The 22,522-nt window shown below is 45.1% G+C and carries 18 protein-coding genes and 1 pseudogene; 9 read left to right on the forward strand and 10 right to left on the reverse strand.

The annotated features are described in order from the left end of the window. Positions 1-7 precede the first annotated feature (7 nt). Positions 8-1,111 carry an ABC transporter substrate-binding protein gene (locus AB4209_RS09235; RefSeq protein WP_372055640.1) on the reverse strand — a complete coding sequence of 368 codons (1,104 nt, stop codon included), beginning with the start codon at positions 1,109-1,111 and terminating at the stop codon, positions 8-10. Positions 1,112-1,322: 211 nt separating this feature from the next. On the opposite strand from AB4209_RS09235, the gene AB4209_RS09240 reads away from it, so the two are divergent. Next, on the forward strand, positions 1,323-2,051 hold the full coding sequence (locus tag AB4209_RS09240; protein WP_372055642.1) for a UTRA domain-containing protein: 729 nt from the start codon (positions 1,323-1,325) through the stop codon (positions 2,049-2,051). 121 nt (positions 2,052-2,172) lie between these two features. Here AB4209_RS09240 and AB4209_RS09245 read toward each other — a convergent pair whose 3' ends face one another. From AB4209_RS09245 to AB4209_RS09260, 4 genes are all read right to left on the reverse strand, one after another. Further along, complete coding sequence (locus tag AB4209_RS09245; protein WP_061037768.1) at positions 2,173-3,027, reverse strand: amino acid ABC transporter ATP-binding protein; 855 nt, start codon at positions 3,025-3,027, stop codon at positions 2,173-2,175. After that, positions 3,020-3,685 carry an ABC transporter permease subunit gene (locus tag AB4209_RS09250; protein WP_333912026.1) on the reverse strand — a complete coding sequence of 222 codons (666 nt, stop codon included), beginning with the start codon at positions 3,683-3,685 and terminating at the stop codon, positions 3,020-3,022. Before AB4209_RS09250 ends, AB4209_RS09245 begins: the two co-directional genes overlap by 8 nt. Positions 3,686-3,822: 137 nt before the next feature. Beyond that, on the reverse strand, positions 3,823-4,461 hold the full coding sequence (locus AB4209_RS09255) for an amino acid ABC transporter permease (RefSeq protein WP_017061227.1): 639 nt from the start codon (positions 4,459-4,461) through the stop codon (positions 3,823-3,825). Between the two features lie 131 nt (positions 4,462-4,592). Continuing rightward, on the reverse strand, positions 4,593-5,459 hold the full coding sequence (locus AB4209_RS09260; RefSeq protein WP_372055644.1) for a transporter substrate-binding domain-containing protein: 867 nt from the start codon (positions 5,457-5,459) through the stop codon (positions 4,593-4,595). Between the two features lie 239 nt (positions 5,460-5,698). On the opposite strand from AB4209_RS09260, the gene AB4209_RS09265 reads away from it, so the two are divergent. Continuing rightward, on the forward strand, positions 5,699-7,213 hold the full coding sequence (locus AB4209_RS09265; RefSeq protein WP_372055646.1) for a PLP-dependent aminotransferase family protein: 1,515 nt from the start codon (positions 5,699-5,701) through the stop codon (positions 7,211-7,213). A gap of 167 nt (positions 7,214-7,380) precedes the next feature. On the opposite strand, the gene AB4209_RS09270 is transcribed toward AB4209_RS09265, so the two are convergent. Next, positions 7,381-8,697 (reverse strand): aspartate aminotransferase family protein, encoded by a 1,317-nt coding sequence (locus AB4209_RS09270; protein WP_017066353.1) that lies wholly within the window; start codon positions 8,695-8,697, stop codon positions 7,381-7,383. A gap of 362 nt (positions 8,698-9,059) precedes the next feature. Here AB4209_RS09270 and AB4209_RS09275 point away from each other — a divergent pair, with 362 nt between their 5' ends. Together AB4209_RS09275 and AB4209_RS09280 are read left to right on the forward strand one after the other, a co-directional pair. Then, positions 9,060-9,755 carry a sulfite exporter TauE/SafE family protein gene (locus tag AB4209_RS09275; protein ID WP_372055677.1) on the forward strand — a complete coding sequence of 232 codons (696 nt, stop codon included), beginning with the start codon at positions 9,060-9,062 and terminating at the stop codon, positions 9,753-9,755. Positions 9,756-9,767: 12 nt separating this feature from the next. Further along, the gene (locus tag AB4209_RS09280) at positions 9,768-10,520 is read left to right on the forward strand and encodes an SDR family NAD(P)-dependent oxidoreductase (RefSeq protein WP_017061222.1); all 753 of its coding nucleotides are present in this window, start codon (positions 9,768-9,770) and stop codon (positions 10,518-10,520) included. 151 nt (positions 10,521-10,671) lie between these two features. On the opposite strand, the gene AB4209_RS09285 is transcribed toward AB4209_RS09280, so the two are convergent. Beyond that, entirely contained in the window at positions 10,672-13,104 is a 2,433-nt protein-coding gene (locus tag AB4209_RS09285; RefSeq protein WP_372055648.1) for a response regulator, read from the reverse strand. Between the two features lie 88 nt (positions 13,105-13,192). On the opposite strand from AB4209_RS09285, the gene AB4209_RS09290 reads away from it, so the two are divergent. Continuing rightward, the gene (locus AB4209_RS09290; protein ID WP_019823349.1) at positions 13,193-13,951 is read left to right on the forward strand and encodes an ABC transporter substrate-binding protein; all 759 of its coding nucleotides are present in this window, start codon (positions 13,193-13,195) and stop codon (positions 13,949-13,951) included. Between the two features lie 174 nt (positions 13,952-14,125). Here the strand turns inward: AB4209_RS09290 and AB4209_RS09295 are convergent, their stop codons facing one another. Next, entirely contained in the window at positions 14,126-14,686 is a 561-nt protein-coding gene (locus AB4209_RS09295; protein WP_372055650.1) for an NADAR family protein, read from the reverse strand. A gap of 190 nt (positions 14,687-14,876) precedes the next feature. Continuing rightward, positions 14,877-15,071, reverse strand: coding sequence for a hypothetical protein (locus tag AB4209_RS09300; protein WP_017061218.1), 195 nt, complete (start codon positions 15,069-15,071; stop codon positions 14,877-14,879). Between the two features lie 185 nt (positions 15,072-15,256). Here AB4209_RS09300 and AB4209_RS09305 point away from each other — a divergent pair. Further along, a pseudogene (locus AB4209_RS09305) lies at positions 15,257-16,144 on the forward strand (ABC transporter ATP-binding protein). Further along, entirely contained in the window at positions 16,141-16,659 is a 519-nt protein-coding gene (locus AB4209_RS09310) for a transcriptional regulator (RefSeq protein WP_102320933.1), read from the forward strand. Before AB4209_RS09305 ends, AB4209_RS09310 begins: the two are co-directional and overlap by 4 nt. Positions 16,660-17,039: 380 nt before the next feature. On the opposite strand, the gene AB4209_RS09315 is transcribed toward AB4209_RS09310, so the two are convergent. Next, complete coding sequence (locus tag AB4209_RS09315; protein ID WP_017071247.1) at positions 17,040-19,019, reverse strand: replication initiator protein RctB domain-containing protein; 1,980 nt, start codon at positions 19,017-19,019, stop codon at positions 17,040-17,042. 1,260 nt (positions 19,020-20,279) lie between these two features. On the opposite strand from AB4209_RS09315, the gene AB4209_RS09320 reads away from it, so the two are divergent. Next, entirely contained in the window at positions 20,280-21,497 is a 1,218-nt protein-coding gene (locus AB4209_RS09320; protein ID WP_017061213.1) for a ParA family protein, read from the forward strand. A 5-nt stretch (positions 21,498-21,502) separates the two neighbouring features. Then, complete coding sequence (locus tag AB4209_RS09325) at positions 21,503-22,477, forward strand: ParB/RepB/Spo0J family partition protein (RefSeq protein ID WP_017061212.1); 975 nt, start codon at positions 21,503-21,505, stop codon at positions 22,475-22,477. The last annotated feature ends 45 nt before the right edge of the window (positions 22,478-22,522 follow it).

The following is a 22,522-nucleotide window of genomic DNA, read 5'->3' on the forward strand; positions in this document are numbered from 1 at the left end:
AGCGGGGTTATTGCTGGTGAATCAATACGCTTTCTTGCCATTGACGTGGCAGGCGGCGTGCTGATTTTTCCCATGCTGAGAAGTCAGATACTGGGTGCACGTTGCTGTATTCATCGTTCGAGATCAGCTTGTCTTGTACTGATTTAGGCAACGTAACGTTGCTACGGATTGGACGTGCGTAACCTTCTGCCAGGTTGATTTGGCCTTGGTCGCTGAAGATGTATTCACGAGCCAACTTCGCCGCATTCGGGTTTTGTGCGTATTTGTTGATGATGGTGGTGTAACCAGAGATCACTGAGCCATCTTGTGGAATGCTTACCGTAAAGCGCTCACGGTCGATCTTGTCGCGGTAGTTCAATGCGTTGAAGTCCCACATGATCGCGACTTCCACTTCGCCTTTTTCAAGGTTCGCAATGCTTGGATCTGTGTAAGATAGACGGCCTTGCTTCGCTAGTTCACCAAAGAATTTAATCGCTGGTTTTAGGTTCGACTCATCACCACCGTTAGCAAATGCAGCCGCTAGAATCGCGTTGTTTGCTTGTGCTGCTACGCCTACGTCACCAACAGTGACTTTGTAGTCGCCTTCTAGTAGGTCACTCCAAGATTTTGGGGCATCTTCAACAAGGTTATTGTTTGAAATGAACGAGATAGTACCTGTGTAAGCCAGAGCCCAGTGACCATCTTTGTCTTTCGCCCAATCTGGAATGTCATCCCAAGTCGTTGGCTTGTATGGCTGCGTTACGTCTTTCTGCACAGCGACACGTGCAAAGGCGAAACCAACATCACCGATATCTGCAGTTGCGTTTCTTTTCTCTGCTTCAAATTTCGAGATCTCTTGAGCCGAGCTCATGTCTGTATCCTGATGCTTCAAACCGTAGTTTGCTTTCAGATCAGTCCATGTGCCTTTCCAGTTTGCCCAACTGTCTGGCATACCTACACTGTAAACCGCACCCTCTTTTTGAGCGGCTTCAATCAGTGACTCAAGATCAGCATCCTTCGCCATCGCTGGCATTGAAAGTGTTGCCGTTATTAGCGTTGCGCCGATTAATTTTGCAGGTGAACCAATCAGTTTGGCTGGCGATACAGTTGAACGGCTAAGCAAAGTTTTCATTGTCTCTATCCCTCTGGACTAGGTCAGTAAGTTCGTTTTGTATGCTATCGCCAGAGTGTGACGCTTTCGCGCAACTTATTTGACAGTTAGGGTGCATTTTCGTGGCAGTTATATTTCACTCATATGACAGTAAGCCTTTGTTTAATGTCACATTCCTGTTAACTCCATGGTTTACCTTATTGAGCATACGAACTTATGGACTAGATCAGTAATGAGAACATTGGCTACAGCGCAATCAGGGACACAGCTAGGCAGAATTAAGGCGAGCATTAGAGAGCAGCTTCAATCAGGCATCTTCACCGAAGGGCAAAAACTGCCATCCGAAAGAGAGCTCAGCGAGCTGTTTTCAACCACACGAATTACGCTCAAAGATGCGTTGGTCTCATTAGAAACCGAAGGTTTGATATACCGAGAAGAGCGCCGAGGCTGGTATGTGTCACCCGAACGTGTTCGCTATAACCCATTATCACGTTCTCACTTTCATCAAATGATTCGTGAACAACACCGCATAGCAGAAACCAGACTGCTCAGCACCCGTACAGAGATGGCGACAGGCGATTACGCCAAAGCATTAGAGATAGAGCAGATAACGCCAATACACGTGATTGAGCGCTTGCGTTTTATTGATGGTAGAGCAGTGCTGTTTGTTGAAAATGTACTGAAAGCGCCCTTATTTGATGGTGTCTTGTCGGAAAACCTCACCATGTCACTAACAGGCATCTACCGAGAAAAATACGGCTACGAGACCCAACGCTCGCGCTTTGATGTGATTCCCACTTCTGCCCCTGCTCATGTCGCCAAGGCGCTGAATTTGGCAGAGGGACAGCCTGTTTTGAAGATCTGCCGAGTGAACTACAAGCAAGATGGCGAGTTGATGGACTGCGAACTGGAGTACTGGCGACCAGACTCTGTAGTCATTCATATTGACAGTATTGGTTAGCGCCACATGACCATTTGCCTAGATTTAGGTTTAGGAAGAAAAAGCTAACATACAAAAACTCCGACAAATTCTGTCGGAGTTTTTTAACGGTCGAACCTTGAAGCTGTGCAAGCTATCTAACTCATGAATCAAGCTTGAGGAACTGTCTTACCCTTGATGAATCTGGGTTAGTGAAAAACTTCTCTGGGTTGGATTTTTCAATCAAGATGCCCTTCTCAAGAAACACCACCTGATCCGACACCTGACGCGCAAACTCCATCTCATGTGTCACAACTACCATGGTGTAGCCCTCTTGCGACAATTTCTTCATCACCAATAACACCTCTTCGACCAATTCCGGGTCGAGTGCTGACGTTGGTTCATCAAACAGCAACACATCCGGCTCCATCGCGAGCGCTCTGGCAATAGCGACACGTTGCTTTTGCCCACCCGATAACATGCTTGGGTAGTTCTCTAGTTTGTGCGACATCCCAACCTTATCTAGCTGCTTACGAGCCATTTCCTCTGCGTCTGATTTCGCTATCTTCTTAACGTGAACGAGCGCTTCCATGACGTTTTGCAACACGGTTAGATGTGGCCACAAGTTGAAGCTTTGGAAAACCATACCAAGGCGCTCTCTGAGTTTCGCCAGCTCTTTATATTTGAGTGGTTTACCCGTTTCAGAGTTGATACCAATACGCTCATCACCCATAAAAATCGTGCCGCGCTCTGGCTGTTCTAGCCAATTCATGCAACGTAATAGCGTCGATTTCCCCGACCCAGACGAACCGAGAATACTCACCACATCGCCTTTGTTGATATTGAGGTTGATGTCTCGCAGTACTTCGATGCCATCAAACTGTTTCGACAGGTTTTCAACCTTGATGATCGTCTCACGCTCTTCCAATAATGGCTCGCACTCAATCACTTCCAAACTCACGCTAGAAGAAGGGTTAATCGGTGCTTCCGTTTCAATAATCTCTGATTGTTTAAGCATGGCTAAGCCCTCTAAGTTCAACTTTGGTTTGGATTCGTTTGGTGATGGTTTCAAGTGCAATACTCACAGCCCAGTAGAGCGCGATAGCAATGATGAACGCATTCAATGGGATGAAGTAGGTCGATTGAATGCTGTTGGCTGCCGCGGTAATTTCTGCGACGGTAATGATGCTAAGAAACGCAGTGTCTTTTAAGCAGATGATGAGTTGGTTCGTGATCAGTGGAACCGACTTAAACAACACATTTGGGGTAATAACTCGGGTAAATGTTTTGAGTTTAGAAAAGCCATAAGCGTGCGCCGCTTCGATGTAACCTGGCTCTAATCCTTTACGAACACCTCGGAAAATCTCACAAAAATAGGTACCGTGATAGAGACTTAGCGCGATGATTCCCGCTGTAATCGCATCGAGTCGAATACCAACCTGCGGCAACCCGTAATAGAGCAGGTACGCTAAGATAAGAAACGGCAAGGTGCGCATCATGCCTATCAAACTATTGATGGTGTACTTCACACCAAGTTTTGAGTTTTCGAGGCAATACAACAAACCGATGCCAATGATGAAACTCAAGATTGAAGACGAAACAAAAAGATAAAATGTGGTCACAAACCCTGAAGCAAACAGCTCTTTTTGTTGCCAGATAATATTCCATTCTTCCATATTTACTCCTTAAACTTACCCGCTCAATAACGCATCACAAGCAGGTAAATGGTGTTTCTGACCAAGTAGCCATGACGGCTAAACTGTGGTTGTTGTTGATAGCTGTGACTGAGGTAGATTACTGATAGCCACACTTACTACTGCAGATAAGTGGCTCGGTTTTCAGCCACAGCTTGCAACTTCACCAACACGCCAATAATCAACATGTAAATGGCACCGGCACATAGAATCGGCCCAAGTGGTTCATAGGTAACCGCAGAGATTCGATTGGTGACACGAGTTAGGTCGACGATGCCGATCACCGCAATCGCTGGGCTGCCTTTGATTAAGAACGACATCTCATTGACTAGCGCTGGTAGGCTCATGATCACCATTTGCGGGAACATGATGCGGCGAAAATAAGTGATACGTCTCATACCAATGGCTTCTGCCGCTTCCATTTGTCCTTTTGAAAAGTTAAGAAAGGCATTGCGCCAAATCTCTGCATTGAATGCCGATGTATTGAGTGTGAGAGCTAAAATAGCAGAAACGTGTTTATCTAAATTGATGCCAAATGACGGAAAAGAAAGGAAAATAAACAGAGCCAGTGTCACCAAAGGCGTTGCTCGTGCCCAGCTGACATAGATACCCAACATTTGATCCACAAACGGGATTTTCATCATTCTAACTAAGGCAATCATTAGGCCGATGACGACACCTAATACAATCGATACTGCCGATATCCATGCCGTTGCCCACGCGCCCTGTAGCAACTGTTCCCAAGCGTAATAATCCATAAACGACCTCTTTGATCAGCGACTTCTTTCGATAGATTGTGCGCCAATGACTCATGGGTTAAACCGCTTTGAACCCAATGGCATGGACACAAACAGCCGCTAACTGTTTGTGTCGGCGCATGCTTATTCATCTATTGAACGGCTGTTAGCTTGCGATACTGCTCAACGGAAGTGATGGCTTCTGAAGGGAGTTGGTCGAACGATTCACCGAACCACTTCTTCTGCAACTCTGCCATTTTTCCTGTTTGCTCAAGGTGTAGGAAGAATTCCGTTAGGTAAGCCAAAAGCTCAGGATTATCTTTAGGAACTGGCCAGCTAACGAAACCTGGGCCAGAGACTGCTTCGCCTTTTTTGAATACCTTTGACTTCGACTTCACTACCTCGTTAACTGAAACCACACTGTTGATCACATAGTCTATTCGGCCGATTGCCAAGTCGGAATACGCTTCTGGGTAGGATTGATACTGCACCACTTTACCCAAAGATTTGCCTTGTGCTTCGAGCATCACTTCGAGCTCTGGAAGCCTTTCTAGCAAAGCACTGCCCGCTTGTAAGCCCACTGTTTTTCCATCTAAATCGGCTACCGTATTAATATCTTCCGCGTCAGCTCTGGTTAAGAAGTAATGCTGCGCTGAAGCGATAGGTGGAGTGAAATCAAAGGCCTTCAAGCGAGCATCGGTAATGATCGCGCCAGTTAACGCCACATCATATTGACCCGCAGATACCGAAGCGAGTAGTCCTGTCCAAGGTAAGATCTCTTGTTCGATATCGAACTTCGAATATTCACGTAACTCATCAAGCAAATCTTTGTTAATCCCCGCAGGCTTACCGCGGTCGATATAGTTGAATGGAGAGTAGTTGTCTTCTGTCGCCACTTTCATGAAGCCTTGCTTTTCGATGGCTGCAAGCTCCGATGCTTGTGCGACTCCAAAACAACCCAGTACAACTGTCGCTGCCGCTGTTGAAACCCATGCCTTCATCGTCATTCCCTGTTTCATACGCTTTCCTTATCGAGATTATTTGCCTGCCTTTACTTTATGAACGGAATGCATCGGAGACGTAGAGCCAATTTAATTTTCAGGTTGGGACAGAACGATTTTCTAGTTTGGGACAACGTAATTTTCGGGGTTGAGAGAGAGCAAAACACACTCTTAAAACATCAATATGAACTCTGGCGCATTTCTTGCTCTTTTATACAAATTGGACTGAGGTTCACTGAGAATAAGGACTGTATCTAATGGCGATAAATCACAATTGTTTCATCGAGTTTGATTCCAAAAGAAGCCTGCAAGAACAAGTACGTAGCTATTTGGTGACGGCGATATTGAATGGTATTTTTCCGGCTGAACAAGCGCTTCCGTCTTGTCGTAAGCTGTCTAGCCAATTGGGTGTTTCACGCAATACTGTCTCGTTGGTGTACGACAGTTTGCTCGACGATGGCTACCTCATCAGTAAGCCTCGCAGTGGTTATTACCTTTCAGAAAAGTATGAAAACCCGAGTGATACTATCGACGCGAGTTTGGATCATTTTGAATCAGCCGACAGCGACAATGCACCGGATTGGAGCAAACGCGTTAAGCTGCAATTGGGCCAATACCCACGCATCGTCAAACCCTCGCATTGGAGTTGTTACCAATACCCATTTATTTTTGGCCAACCCTCTATCAATGACTTCCCATTAGCTCAATGGCGAGAAGCGACAAGAAAGGTCACCTCAGACCCACATGATCACCGCTGGCTTTGCGACAAGGTCGATAAAGACGTCGACATGCTGGTCGAACAGATACGCACAAGGGTGCTCCCACAGCGCGGTATTCATGCCCAAAGTGATGAGATCCTCATAACCTTAGGTTCGCAGAATGCGCTGTATTTGATTTCGACTTTGCTCATGAACCATCAGAGTCGAGTCGGAGTCGAGAACCCCGGCTACAAAGAAGCGAATCACATCTTCAATCTCTCTGGCGCGCAGTTACACCCGCATCAAGTGGATGAACAAGGATTGAGATTCAATGAGCACTCTTCACTGTGTGATCACTTCTATGTCACGCCTAGCCATCAAGCTCCAACCGGCGTCACCATGAGTGATGAGCGTCGAACTCAGTTACTTGAAATGGCCAAAGCCAATGACGCGGTAATTATCGAAGATGACTATGACGCCGAGTGCAACGTGGAGTGGAATCCTAAACCCGCGCTAAAAGCCAATGACAAGGAAGGGAGAGTCATCTACGTCAGCAGCTTCTCTAAGCTACTGGCACCCGGCTTGAGGTTAGGCTACATCGTGGCACCTGAAGAGTTAATCTACGATCTTAGAATACTGCGTCGCTTGATGTACCGACATGCGCCAAGCCGTGTTCAGATGGAAGTAGCGCACTTTATTGAACAAGGCTACTACGACAGCTTTGTGAGGCGCTTTAGAGAAAACACTCGCCAGCGCTGGAAGCTGATCAACGATGCTGTCTTGAAGTACTTACCTGACTGCAAGCGACTGGCTCAAAGCGAGCTGGCCAACTCTCTGTGGCTACAAACGCCCAGCCACATCAATAGCCAGCGCTTAGCGTCACGAGCCGCCCAAAAGGGCATATTGATTGAGACAGGCTATTCACACTTTATGACGAATACCGAAACGGAATCGGGCTGTGAAGCATTGTCAGAATATGACCCCAATTCCTATTTTCGATTGGGCTTTCACGCCATCGACAAAGATCTGATCGCACCCGGTATCAAAGAGCTGTCAGAGGTGATGAAGATCTAGCATCACTTAAGAGCAGTTTGACCAGACTGATTTAGTGAAAGAACGACAAAAGAGCATCAATCGATGCTCTTTTGTCGTTTCTGAAGGTTAGGTTTGGCACGTTGAAAAGAACGGGGAATTCTTTGTCAAAGTGCCTTGGTTGCTGTGCTGGCTATCTTATTGGAGACTTAAGAAGCGAGTTCAAACAACACTTCATCAATGATCTTAACGCCTTTCTTTATATCGCTTGGCTGAATAACCAAAGGTGGCGCAACGTGAATGCGGTTATTCACAATGAAGGTCAACAGGCCTCGCTTGGTCAATTGCGCTTTCAATTGCCCCATTTTTTCATTGCTTAAAGGTGTTTTACTTTCACGATCTTCCACCAGCTCAACCGCCCAGAACATCCCTTTACCGCGCACATCACCAATCATAGGGTGCAACTCTTGAAGGCTCAGTAGGAGCGGCCCTAGAACGCTGTTACCGACGTTATCAGCATGTGTGACAATGCCCTCTTGCTCCATCACATCGAGCGTTGCAACGATAGAAGCCATCGCCAAAGGGTGACCAGAGTACGTTAAGCCGCCCATAAAGAAGTTTGACTTAAAGTGCTCAACGATCGGTTCGCTGACCACCACGCCACCAGCCGGCACATAACCCGAGTTCACCCCTTTCGCGAAAGTAATCAGATCCGGCACTACATTAAAGTGCTCAAACGCAAACCACTTACCCGTGCGACCAAAGCCGACCATGACTTCATCGAATATCAACTGAATGCCATGTTTGGTTGCCAGCTCACGCACGCCGATAAGGTAATCTTTGGGCGGAATGAGAAAACCAGCCGTTCCCGGAATCGTCTCTAGGATAATCGCCGCAATCGCCGTTGGTCCTTCGCATTCAATCACTCGCTCTAAATGCTGCAGGGCACGCTCACTCTCTTCTGCCTCAGTCGCCGCGTTGAATTCGCTTCGATAGAGAAATGGATTGAAGAAGTGAACGTGCCCACGGCTATACTCGTTTGGAATTCGACGAAAATCCCCCGTCGCAGCAATAGCAGTACCTGTATTGCCATGGTAAGAACGGTAAGCAGATAGCACCTTGTCGCGCCCTGTGAATTGTCGCGCCATGCGAATCGCATTTTCGTTGGCATCTGCCCCTGCATTGGTAAAGAACACCTTCTTAAACGAGCTTGGCGCTTTCGACAAGATACGCTTAGCCGCCAAACCACGAGTGAGGTTGGCGGTCGCAGGGGCAACGGTCACTAATGAATCAGCCTGATCTTTAATCGCTTTGATCACTTGTGGATGCTGATGACCAATGTTGGTGTTAACCAGTTGGCTACTAAAATCAAGGTATTCTTTACCTTCGTAGTCCCACATTTTGCATCCTTGCCCACCCGCAATGGCGATAGGCTCCGCTGCTTCTTGAATCGACCAAGAATGAAATACGCTCTTGTCGAGGTCGATAATATCTTGGTTCACAAGCTGTTCTGTTGATACTTCCATTTCATCGTCTCCATTAACAACACTAGATTCACAGCCGCTCGTGCTTGGCTCGTCTTCGAGAATGAAAGACACAAAACACGACATTGAAAAGGCTGCGCTATCGGATGGAATAATCTTCATCCCAAACAGGGCGGAGGTCATAGTGTCAGTTTCAACAAAACATTGGGCCAGTACATCAGCCCAAGTCTCATCCCCGATCCAACAAACAGCCTGACCCAATCCAATCGTCGATCTGGCTCTATTCAAAACTCTTAGGTGTGAATAGATTGAAAGGCAGACGAGACAGGTCTCATCGAACGCTAATTAACGCAGCAGCAATATCAAAAGCAAAGAGGTGAGCAAGAGTGGAATTAGGATTAGCGATGACATTGATTCTGTTTGCAGGAGTAGTTCGAGGCTATTCAGGATTTGGGTTTGCGATTATCGTAGCGCTTTCCCTCAGCTTTATTGTTCCACCATTGCAAGCGGTAACCATCGCTATCTTGTTGGACTTTTTAAGTGCCTTTCCTCTGCTCAAGCGAAGTAAAACCACCATCAATATCCGGCTTATTGCGCCGCTGTGTATTGGCATGTTGGTTGCGGTGCCTTTCTCGCTGTATTTCATTAGCACGATATCGGAATCAGGCTTGAAGGCCTTTATCGCGATGATGTCTTTGGTCGCTGGCACGCTGATTATTTTGGACTTACGCCTCACTTGGTTGCACCAACGACACGCGTTTTGGGCGGGAGCCATTTCGGGGTTTAGCATGACCACCGCTTCTTCAGGAGGTCCGCCATTAGTGACGTATTTGATGAACCTGACCATTAAAACCAGTGAACAGAGAGCCACCGCGATTGTGTTTTTTCTGCTGAGTTCAGCGATTTCACTGACCGGCTTCATATGGATTGGCGCATTTAACCAAGAATCGTTCATCACAGGTTTATGGCTATTACCGGCAGCTTTGATTGGCAATGTACTGGGGCAAAAACTGTATCTATCAGTACCGAACTTGTCTGCAAAAACAACGACCGCGCCGATTTTGATCGGCATGGCACTACTTATGTTAATTTCAAATTAGAAGGATGTATTTATGGATAAGATAGCGTTCATTACAGGGGCAACCTCTGGTTTCGGCAAAGCGGCAGCAAAACGTTTCGCAGAAGATAACTGGTCGTTAGTGCTGTCTGGTCGTCGAATCGAAAGGCTACTCGACCTAAAGGAAGAATTAACGGTGCCTGTGCATGTAATTCAACTCGACGTTCGAGACGCAGACGCCGTAAAACAAGCCATTGATTCATTACCCGCTGAATTTTCATCGATTACCGCATTGGTCAATAATGCTGGGTTAGCTTTGGCACCAGAAGGCGCGCCTGATGTGGACTTGAAAGACTGGCACACTATGATCGATACCAATGTCACAGGCTTGGTTAATGTTACTCATGCGCTGTTGCCTACGTTAATTAAAAAAGGCGCAGGAAGCTCAATCATCAATGTTGGGTCAATCGCCGGACAGTGGCCTTACCCAGGAAGCCATGTGTATGGTGCCAGCAAAGCGTTCGTAAAGCAGTTCAGTTACAACCTACGTTGTGACTTACAAGGCACAGGGGTACGAGTGACTGACCTCTCCCCTGGTATTGCAGAAACGGAATTTACTCTTGTAAGAACTAAAGGTAACCAGACGGCTTCAGACAACCTTTACCAAGGCACTACACCGTTGTCAGCAGAGGATATTGCCGAGCAGATGTTTTATATCGCAACCTTGCCAGATCACATCAACATTAACCGAGTCGAAGTGATGCCGACACGTCAAGCATGGTCTGCGTTCGCAATCGATAGAGATTAAGTTCAAACCGACACATACAAAAAAGGTGGTCTTTTCAGGCCACCTTTATCATTTCTTTCACACGATACTTCAAATATAACCAACGGCATAAAAGACTATGTCTAATTCGCCTCATTACTCTTTTAATGAAAGTAAGATTAGAGATACTCAACTAAACAATTTGCTGCTCATGTTCTTTGTTTGATTCCGTCTCTTTCGACAAGAAACTCGCTACGATCTCTCTCAGTTTGCCTTGGTTAACCGGTTTAGGTAAAAACTCATCCATGCCTACATCGAAGCACAAATGCTTGTCTCGCTGCACGACGTTGGCCGTCAGCGCAATGATTGGAATATGCTTTGCAGCCCCTTCTTCGAGCGCTCGGATCTGCTTGGTCGCTTCGAAGCCATCGAGAACCGGCATCTGACAATCCATAAAAATCATCTCGTATTCGTTGGCTTTGAATTTCTCGACACCAATTTCACCGTTGTCGGCAATATCAACCTCAAAGCCAAGCTTCTTGAGCATCATCTTGGCGACTTGTTGGTTTACTCGCGAGTCTTCAACAACTAAAACTGTACCACTAAATTCTCCGGCAACTGCGACAGGTTTTGACTCTGCTTGAATTGGAGCTTGTTTATCGGCTGGTGTGGCGTTTACAGAGACAATGGGAGCATCTTTAACAACCGCTGCAGGTTTACTTAACGGCACAGGTTCATTGTCTTTAAACGCAACCTCTCCTCTGTTCGGATAGGTAAAGACTGAAGTATCAGCCGCTCTCGCGAGTACCTCACTGATGGTCCATTTAAGCTGATTATCTTGGTAAGGACGCGCAATGTAGGCAACAAAACCGACTTGTTTAGCACGAGCTTCATCTTGCTTTCTAGGGTCAGCAGAGATCATCACTAACTTGGGACACTCGCTACCAAAGCGTTCAACTAAGCTTCTCGCCAGTTGAAAGCCATCAACGGACGGCATTACTTTGTCTATCAGAACGAGATCATAAGGTGATGACTTAGCCACAGACTCTGAAACCAACTCTAACGCTTGGTTTGCCGTTTCACAGCACTCAGACTTAACGCCAAAGGATTGAAGCTGTGTAGACGTTATACGCATGTTCAGCTGGCTATCATCCACAAGCAGAACCGAAACCTTATTGAAATCGATATTGCTTTCATCGGCTTCTAAACACGGGTCAAAGTCAGCCGTAAAATAGAAGGTACTGCCTTTACCTTCAACACTGGTGAGTTCAAGCTTGCTGCCCATCAATGTCACTATCTTCTCGCATATTGTTAGACCAAGCCCTGTGCCTCCATAAATACGTGTGGTACTGCCGTCGGCTTGTTGAAACTTATCGAACACCGATTTCTGTTTGTCTTCTGCAATACCGATACCGCTGTCGACAACCTCGAACCTCACTCTGAGTTTTTGCTCAGGCTCAACCACCTCTTCCAAACGAAGCGAGAGCGTGACGTGGCCATGCTCGGTAAATTTAATCGCGTTGCCTACTAAGTTATTTAGGACTTGTCTTAGTTGAGTACCGTCGCCAATCACCATGGTTGGGATCTTAGGGTCGATCGCTAATTGGAATCGAAGCCCTTTCTGTTCGGCTTTCACTCGAAAGGTTGATTCAACGTCGGCCGCAATGCCCATCATTTTCATCGGCTCTTGCTGAAGCTCTAGTCGCCCCGCTTCGATCTTCGAGTAATCGAGAATGTCGTTGATTAAGTCGAGCAACGTAAGCGAAGAGGTGTTGAGCATGTTGATGTACTCTTTTTGCTCTTTCGGCATATCCATTTCAGAGAGCAAAGACGACAACCCTATAATCCCATTCATTGGTGTACGGATTTCGTGACTCATATTGGCAAGAAATTCACTTTTATTGCGGTTGGCCACCTCAGCAACGTCTTTGGCTTTTTCCAGCTCTTGATATTGTTGACGAATACGTTCTACCGATCGGTTATAGCTACTCTCTAGAGTCGATATCTCATCTTTGTAAGTAGAGTGAGTTGGCGTTATAAAGCGCGGTTTGTTGTCTTCGACCTGTTGTTGGTTGATTTGGGAAGACATAGTCATCAAACGTTTTACGACAAGACGATAGACGATGGTTAAACATACGAGAGACAACAAGAAGATTTTAACGGCTTCGAAGGCGAGCAACAATAACACTCGTTCTTCAAAGTCATCTAGGATCATGCTCAAGTCTGATTGCACCGTGAGCGTCGCCAACGGGAAGTCTGTGCCGCCCATCTGGTGCACCATTTCCCAAGACTGAGAATAAGATTGGCCTTCGGTCTTTTGACCTAACTCTAGAATTTTTTCATCGGGACTTTCGATAAGAAGGTAACTGACCGAAGGGAGGCGAGAGATGCCTTCGGCTTGCACAAACAATTGCTCTCGATCTTCAACCCACAAACTTGCCGTTAAACCAGAAAGGTAGCCAGCCTTGACCTGCTCGATCTGAGAGCTGATAAAAGAAACTCGACTTTGGTACTCTACATACAACCCGAGACCTGTCACTATAACTGTGAATAAGGTACTGATCGCTATTATCATCCCGATCAACTGTCGGGAGAGTCCAACGTAGCGTTTTCCTTTTGTCACCATACACAAATTACCATTATTGTTATCCTAGCAAACTACAATTACTCAACTAGTATAATAGTAGTCATTCATCAAATAACTAGGGAAGGTTATGAAAAAACATCTTATCGTTGCATCCATAGTCAGTTTGTTTTCAAGCAGTTATGCTTCTGCAAGCGAACCTCTTCACTACTACATTATTGCGAGCCAAGCGCAACCTTTTCAAATCGAAACTGACGGGTCATCTCACAGAGGAATTGTTTCAGATATTGTGGAAGCCGTGTTTGATGACAGCCAATATGAGATCAACTACCACACCTACCCTTTTAATCGAATGATCGACAAGCTCGATGCGAGAGAGAATCCAAACTGGGTTACCTATGGCAGCCCTAGTTGGGGGAATATTCAATCTGCGAACCTATCTGAAGACCCGATTTACAATGTAAAACACGTATTACTCAGCAGCGGTAAAAAGCCATTTGAGTTCAATACAATCGATGATCTCGATGGGAAAGCCGTGGTATTGCTGAAAGGATTTGAGTATCCGAACTTGGAACCTTATATCCAACAGGGCAAGCTCAACGAGATTCGAGTAAAAGATTACACTGCTGCGTTTCGTGTCCTGAACCGAGCACCTGGCGACACCGTGTTTGTGGAAATGGAATCACGAATCAAATACAACCTAAACGAACAAAAACTGAGTATTGATGATTACCAGATGCAAGAGTTTGGTTCTGTCATCAATAACTACCCTATCCATTTGGCGTTTGACCCTGAGATGGATCCTAAACTGCAAAGCTTCATCAACCAACGCCTAGATCAAATGAAAGACGATGGACAGCTTGACGACATCGTACAGAGTTACTTATAGCACCAGCGTAACTTAGAACTTAGCAACGGATAGCTTAGTCACGTACGTTAACTCTCGTTGATGCCTGACTCTTTAAAACCGAAAAGGCAGCCCTGCTTCATACTAGATAGCAGGGCGGCCTTTTAAATGCGTCTAAGGGGTAATCATAAGCATGCCGCTATCTGAATCGACGAATCAGTGCGAAGCAATCAAATGCAGTTGCTGAGTGCGAAGCTGGTGACGCACTGCCATCAGAATCTTACCCAAATGGTTCTCGCCGGTTCCATCGCCGCCATCGCCCCAGAAGTGGTCTTTGTGCGAATGTTCTTTGATCACCGAATCTCCGGTATTGGTAAGAAACAGCGCAAACTGTGGATTCTGTCTGAACTTCTCCGTCACAATAAACTGCATCACTTCAACACGAATGTCATACCAATCTTTGCGAACTTGGTCTTCGTAGTCACGACTTAAAGAGAACGCTTCAGCAGGTGTACTGGCTTCCAAAATGGTATTACGTAGCGCTTCGGAGGCAAACTTCATCGCTTGATAATAATGTTCGCTGGTTGCCCAAACTTGATCACCCACCTTGATAGGACAAGCGGCAAAATTTGACAGGTATCCGTTCGGATCTTCGGGTTCGTAAAACAGCACTTCTTTAGCTTGAGCCACAGAATTAGACATAGCCTTCTCCTTACCAACGACATCGCATATTTTTGCTTTAACTTTAAAATTAGTGGCGTTGAATATGACTGTCAAACAACTTAGCTCAAGAGTATGCCATGTGCGTGTTTTTCATCTGAAAAGCGTAATATCAAAAGGGTTAGGCTAAACAGAACAGTGAGCCAAAGAATCAAGGAGTTGATTAAATCTGGATAGGAAACATGAAAAAAACACTTATAAATCAAAGGGTGGCGTTGTGCCACCCTTCTAAATGCAATGGGGATTATTAGTGAATAAGACCTAGCTCCCTCGCTTCTTCCAGACTCAAACCGCTTTCTCTAATTTCTCTTAGAGTCTCGATACGACGACGAGCTTCAGCAGACTTCATTTTCTTTTCTGGTTTGAAAGATACTTCTTCTTCAGCATCCCACTTGTTTGCAATATTTGTCATTTCATCATGGTTGATAGAATTAATGGACATGTTTTCCTCCGAAAAGCACCATGTAATGGACAGGTAATCTGTAGCAAATGCTTTTTCGCTTGTTAAGAAATTCTGTACTGAAGTGTGATGATTCCGACGCTTCACAAAGCTAATTAATAAATGCCTCATTTAAACTTTGCCAAAGCCATTTTCTGCAATTATATTTAAAAGATTCCCCATAAGAAATGTGGTTTGATCCAACTCTCATTTTCCCCTCTTTCAATGCAATCAAATCCGTTAGCTTTCACATAGGCTAAGGCGAGATTTTCGGCTTAGCCGGAGAATAAGGCTGCGGGAAAAGCACCTGCGCACGATTGATGACCAAGGTTTAGCCTGCGACAGAGGGAGAGATACTGTTCAAAGGCAGAGACATCTCTACTCTGAAAAGCCGTAAAGATATCTTGGATTATCGCAGCCGTGTGCAAATGGTTTTTCAAGACCCCTTTGGTTCACTCAATCCCACTCACACTATTGATCACCATTTAACGCGCCCACTTAAGATCCATAAACAGGTAGCCACTAAACAGGCTCTCACAGAGCGCCTCAAAGAGTTATTAACGCTGGTGGAGTTACCCATCGAAACGCTAGCCAAATACCCGCACGAGCTCAGTGGGGGCCAAAGACAGAGGGTTAACCTAGCCAGAGCACTGGCCGTTGGCGCTGAGGTTATTCTTGCTGACGAACCCACCTCGATGTTGGACGTTTCGATTCGACTTGGCGTGTTGAACTTGATGCAAAAAATGAAGCAAGAGTTAGGCATAGGCTTTTTGTACATAACCCACGACCTTGCCACGGCACATTACATCGCTGAAGAGACGGCGGTGATGTACAAAGGGCAGATCGTCGAGTGGGGATCAACCCAGTCGATCTTGACCAATCCACAACACCCGTACACTAAGTTGTTGATCTCTGCGGTACCAGATCCCGATCTGCCATTTGGCGAACTCGTCAAAAATGAGCCAAACTATTCAATAGACGCTGATCGTATTCGAGAGCAGAGCAGTGAAATACAGCATGAAATCAAACAAGTTTCTGATAATCACTTTGTAAAACAGTGGGATAACGTTGCATGAATGAACTAGACACTTGGTTAGAGCGGATCGGAGATTGGTACAAAGACCGAAAGCATGATCAAGTGGACCGGTTAGAACCTTTGATCTTAACGCCTCCAGATGCGCTCTGGGGGCCATTGATCACGGATGAGCAGAGCAAAGGCATCGCATGTTGGCTAGACGGATGCCTGAGAATCTTTACTTTCTATCGCCACCTCGCGGATTCATCGAATCCGGACTTGGCTTCGCAGGAGGCCAACAGCTCAAGCCATCAAGATAAAGCCTACCAATACCTAATGTTTGCCTACAGTAAGCTGCAAGCGGTGTCATGTGACCCAAAATCAGAAGCAGGATTGCAAGAGTGGTGTACACAGCGGCTACAACACTTGTGTGTATTGGCTTTGGAGTTTACGAACCAACAGCAAGAACCACGTTGGAAAGCAGAGTCTGAAAAATTGATCGAGTCGCATGTACGCTTTATGGCAACCCATCCCCGAAACGATGATCAAGGAATTATTCAACGCCATCTCCACTGATCAAGCCCTTCTCGATCAAGCATCAAATCAGAATCTCACCAGAGCTAGATCCGTAGAAAGCATGATCGAGCCTTGATCATGCTTCGGCGTTTAACTCTGTAAGCTATTGAATTTTAATGATTGACTGAATTTTAGGCAAAAAAAAGCGAGTCCCTTGGGAACTCGCAAAAATCTATTCAGTATGATGTAACAAAATATGAGCCAATCTATTAATCACAAGAAAGGACAAAGGTTGTCTATTCGGGATAAATAATAATCAACTAGATGCGCTACTTTGTCATCACTTTGTCAGCGTTAGGTGCGATTTTAATCAGCACCTAATGTGTTCAAAACTATCCATTCAGCGACGGTAAAACAGGCTTATCGCGATAGGATAATGACTAGTGGCCAATCGCCATTTCATCGAGCGCAAGGAACACGTTTTCGTCTAAATGACCTTCATGAACTTGTTTACACACTTTACGACGCACCGCTAAACCAGAGATCAAACGTTCAATGGACAGATGTCGATTGCTGGTGCTATCTCGGTCGTTATATAGCTCAATCAAGCGACTCAGTGTTTCGTATGGGATAACGTCCTCCCCTACTCTCAACCAATCAAGCTTCTCAATGAGCTCTGAGCACTCTTCTTTGATTGAGGCATGTGAGTGCCCTGTCATAGCAGATAAAGCCGTTATGCTGCGTTCTAGAGCCTCTGCAGAGGTATATTTAGAGAGAGTAATCATGATCTCGTCAGCGTTGATCTCAACAGAGTGTTTACGCTGCTTAACTCGACGTCCCAATTTGCCTCTTGGCGACGGTGCTTTACGCTGAATGGGTTCAAACTCACCATCGATAATCTCAGACAGCTCTTCCAGTTTCTGCTTAGACACCATTTCGTTACGAAGTGGGTTCGGCAGCGTTGGTGCCATATTACGCTTACCTGCGTTAGTGGTACGCGCTCTTGAGTAACGTAATACTTCTTCCACATTACATTTGATATCTACCTGATAATCGGTCGTTTTCCCTTTTTCGATCAACGCGGTGATCGTCAAGTGATAACCCCAAAGATTAACCAGGAAGGTATCTTCTTGATCCCCGACTTCACCCAGCTTTCTGAGCTCGCGGATCAGATCCATCGAGAAACGACGCCAATCGATGTTACGCGCCAATTTCTGGTTGAGCTCACTGAGCAACATGCTATCTGAATGGCGACGTGCCATGCGGCTTCTAAAGTACGAATACATTTGGAAGACCAAGGTATGTTGCTTCAGGATTTCTGGCGGAAATAGGAAGAAATAGTCACGCGTCAGCAGCTCTTCGTAGAACGAAGGCTCCCAAACCAGGATGTATAGGTTCGGTTTAATGCGAATTTCGCCGTCAGAGCCTTCTGTAGGCGCTTCTTCCGATGCGGTAATGGTTCTAGCTAAGAATCGGAAACGATCACTCTTAAAGCCTTCTGGCATGTTCTCACTAAGCCAACGGCCTGTAAGCTCGTGCAGTTGGAAATCCGTGAATTCGATACGATCAATACTGTCGCGGATAGAATCACGTGCAGGGCCGCTGTCTTTCTTGCCACGTAAAGACAAAATATCAGTGATGTAGAGTGGTGTTTTGTTTGGCGTGTGTTTCGCGTCTAGATGGTAATCATCTTGGTGATGATCATGATATTGAACGGTGAGAGTGAATAACGCGAATAGCGTCATCAGATCGTCAACGGTCATGATGTTTTTAGAAGATCGTGTCTCGATCACAGCGCGAGTGCCAGAGATCGAAACCATGGATTTCTGGTAGCTCTTACGAGTTCTAGGTGGCGCTAACGCTTGATCAATAATCCCCGCCCAATTGGTTGGCGAAACAATGAATTGATCCGCTTCATCTTTCATCGTTGGTGGGGTATTCAACCCATGTTCATTCAGTAAGCGCTTGTTTACTTTGGTTTGAGCTAGGGCTTTAGAGCGCTTTTGCTTTTCATTTTGCTTCACGCTTTCTGTCACTAAGCTGGTGGCACCCAGCACCGATATCAATTGGTTTGGGTTCACAAAGCGATGCAACATGGTTTTACCAGCAAGGCCTTCTTCAAAGCGAACGGGGATTTGTTTGAACAATCCGATATTAACTGCAGCTCTCAGCCTTTGCTGTAAGGCTGCGCGAGTGACTTGACCATCGGTTGATTCAATAATCTCAGTGGTGGAAACGTACCCGTCTTTACTGCTAAACCCACGAAGTGAAATTAGGTTAAGAAGCTCAACTATGCTTTTGGTGACACCTTTGAAGTGTTGATATTGTTCTATCCATTCAACGGCTGTTTCAGATACCTCAAATAAATGACCATCTTTGTGGCTTCGTGCCTTAATTAACAATTTCTCTTCTGGTTTCATTTTTGATCCGTATCACACTAACCGTAATTTCACTATAGTTCCTGAATGATAAAGAAAGAATGATCATAAATAAAGAGAATTTATTGGCTTTTAAATAACTGATCTTTTTGATTAATATGATCTTAAATGATTAAGTGATCTAATGATCTGGACGTAACCTTGCTTATAAGTGGCTGAATTTAAAGCATTAAAATAAATCGCCTTGGAAAGCATGATCATAAAGGTTCCGAAACTATGATCATTAAACTTAAGAAAGCATGATCACAGAACATCAGAACGATGATCATTAAGTCATTGTAAGCATGATCATTATTGGTTCGAAAGCATGATCATTATACTTATACAGCTTATCCACAGATCGGAATTCAACATCGGTTTCTAAGTCGCTTTTGACTTGTCTAAGTGGACACTTGTGGTGGCCAATCTATCGGAACAATGATCAAGAGAGCATACTTTTTTATCGTTCCTACCCTATTGAGTGCAAAATTTAGTCTGTATCCGCTGGAAATGGATTGCTTTGATGTATTTAGAGCGGGTGGGTCTTAACTAGGAAGCATGATCATGAAATTGTCATGTTTGTGTATTCTTGGTCTGTGTCGATTGAATTTTCAATCATTGAGCCCTTATAGGCGTTGAATCCCCATTCCAAAAGCATTTGTCCGTAACTTAGTTCATAAATTACATGCTTCCGGAACTATGTTTACTTGATCATTTTTCCGGAGGTTGATCATTTCCAATCTGCAGTTGCTCGGATCAATATTGCTCAGTTTACGCCTTGGTCATGCTTCATAATTTGGCGTTATCAATTATCTTACACTGGATGTGCTCCATGATCATTCTTCCGGTTAAGTTCCAATCCTCTGTTGTTTTTTGACACCCCATCTTCTCTTCTGTTTTGAATTTTTTGGTCATTGAGTGTTTTTTAATTTTTATTGGATTGAAAATCTATAAATTCGAATGCAAATCACACCAACCGTAATCTACGGTTGTATTTCAATCGTTCCGAAGGTTTTTCGTTGAAATTCCATTTACATTGTAAATAAGTGATGCTGTAACATTTAAAATGTAGACTAGAAATAGCATGGTTATACATGATAGAAACAGTCATTTTTGTGTTTGTCTAAGGCGATGTTTCATCAAATTGTAAAAACGCGGTCTATTTTATGTGATTTTACTCATAAATGTATGTTCATGTTTTTGTTGTGTTTGTTGTTAATCGCTTTACAATTTGTACTTAGTTAATCATTACGGAAACTGGCAATGAAAAGAGAACAAACGATTGATAAGCTCTATCAGCTAGCCGAACAAACTCAACAAGTTCAGGCTGACCGAATTGAGATTATTTTGGAAGAGCGAAGTGATGAACATTTCCCTCCAATGTCTAAAGCTATGATGGAGACTCGTTCTGGTTTAACGCGTCGTAAGCTCGATGAAGCGATCACTAAACTTGAAGCTGATGGCCATCAGTTCACAAAGAACAACGCTAATCATTACTCGATTTCATTGACAGAAGCTCACATGTTGATGGACGCGGCAGAAGTGCCGAAGTTCCATGAACGTAAGCAGCACGCTGACAATAAGCCATGGATTATCAACGTACAAAACCAGAAGGGTGGTACGGGTAAATCAATGACAGCAGTTCACTTAGCCGCTTGTTTGTCTCTGAATTTGGATAAGCGCTACCGTATCTGTCTGATTGACTTGGACCCACAGGGCTCTTTGCGTCTGTTCCTAAATCCACAAATTAGTGGGGCAGAGCACGACAGCATCTATTCTGCCGTCGATATCATGTTGGACAATGTGCCTGAAGGCCAAGATGTCGATCTAGAGTTTCTTCGTAAGAACGTACTATTGCCAACTCAGTATCCAAACCTGAAGACAATTTCTGCTTTCCCAGAAGATGCGATGTTTAACGCTGAAGCGTGGCAAAGCCTTTCACAAGATCAGTCACTTGATATTGTTCGTCTGTTAAAAGAGAAGCTTATCGACAAAATCGCCGATGATTTCGATGTGATTATGATTGATACCGGCCCGCACGTTGACCCTCTAGTATGGAATGCAATGTACGCGTCGAACGCACTTCTGATTCCATGTGCAGCTAAGCGTTTGGATTGGGCTTCAACGGTTAACTTCTTCCAGCACTTACCAACGGTTTACGAAATGTTCCCGGATGACTGGAAAGGGCTCGAATTTGTTCGTCTAATGCCAACCATGTTTGAAGACGACAACAAGAAACAGGTGTCAGTTCTGACTGAAATGAACTACCTGTTGAATGACCAAGTAATGATGGCAACCATTCCAAGAAGCCGTGCTTTTGAAACCTGTGCCGACACTTACAGCACGGTTTTCGATCTAACGGTGAGCGACTTTGAGGGCGGTAAGAAAACTCTAGCTGTTGCTCAAGACGCAGTACAAAAAAGTGCTCTAGAATTAGAGCGCGTATTACATAGCAACTGGCCTTCACTTAATCAGGGATAACAACAATGGCAATTAAAACATCTGACTTAAATGCAAAGCTATTTGGTAAAGCAAACAAACGTCGCGTAGCAACACCACAAGAAGCGCAAACAGCGGCAAAAGAGCAGGCTCAAGTGATTGAGCTTTCTGTTGCTGGCGAAGATTTGGTTTCATTTGAATTGGTTCGAATTCCTGCGGCTGAAGTGGCTACTCGAACGGTTGTTTTTGAAGAGAACGCTCGTGAGCAATCTTTCTTAAACGAGCACGCGCTTTCTGATGTTCTTACAACATTGAAAGAACGTGGTCAGCAATACCCAGCGGTTGGTCGTAAGAACAAAGACGGTAAGATTGAAGTTCTTGATGGTAGCCGTCGTCGTATGTCATGTATTTTGGCTGACAAAGAGTTCCTAATCTATGTTGCTGAAAACATTAACGGCGAACACGCTAAGTTCCTATCAGACGTAGCTAACGCTCATAAACCGCTTTCTCTTTACGAGAAGGGCAAAGAGATGCAAGCGAAGCTGGATAAAGGCGAAGCTGAAGATCAGAAAGCACTGGCTAAAATGTTCCAGTGCAGTGAAGCTTTAGTGAGTGGTGCATTGAAAGCAGCCGCTTTGCCACTTGAATTGCTACAAGCTTACCCAAATGTGAGCGACCTTGGTCGTCCAACTATTGTTAAACTGCACAAGCAGTTTGGTGGATTGACGAGTGAACAGCAGCAAACACTGCTGACTAAGTGTGATGCTTCTGAAGGTTTTGTATGGCAGCGTAGCGAAGCTCAAGGCGTAACTCGTCTAACCAAAGACGTGACCGAAACATTGGAAGGTTGGATTCTTGAATTGGCGCCAGCGCCAGCGAAGAAAGCTTCTCCAAAAGTGGAGCTTATTAAGGGCCGCGTATCATACAGCCGCAAGGGTTCAAACTTGGCGTTGAACCTTAAGAAAGTTGATGACGCAACAATGGAAGAAATCCTCGCCTTCGTACAATCGAAGCTCGACTAAGTCGACGACTTTTCATTACTCCTCTAAAGCCGCTTTATGCGGCTT

The sequence above is a fragment of the Vibrio sp. 10N.286.48.C11 genome (assembly GCF_041469805.1).
Lineage (GTDB): Bacteria > Pseudomonadota > Gammaproteobacteria > Enterobacterales > Vibrionaceae > Vibrio > Vibrio crassostreae_C.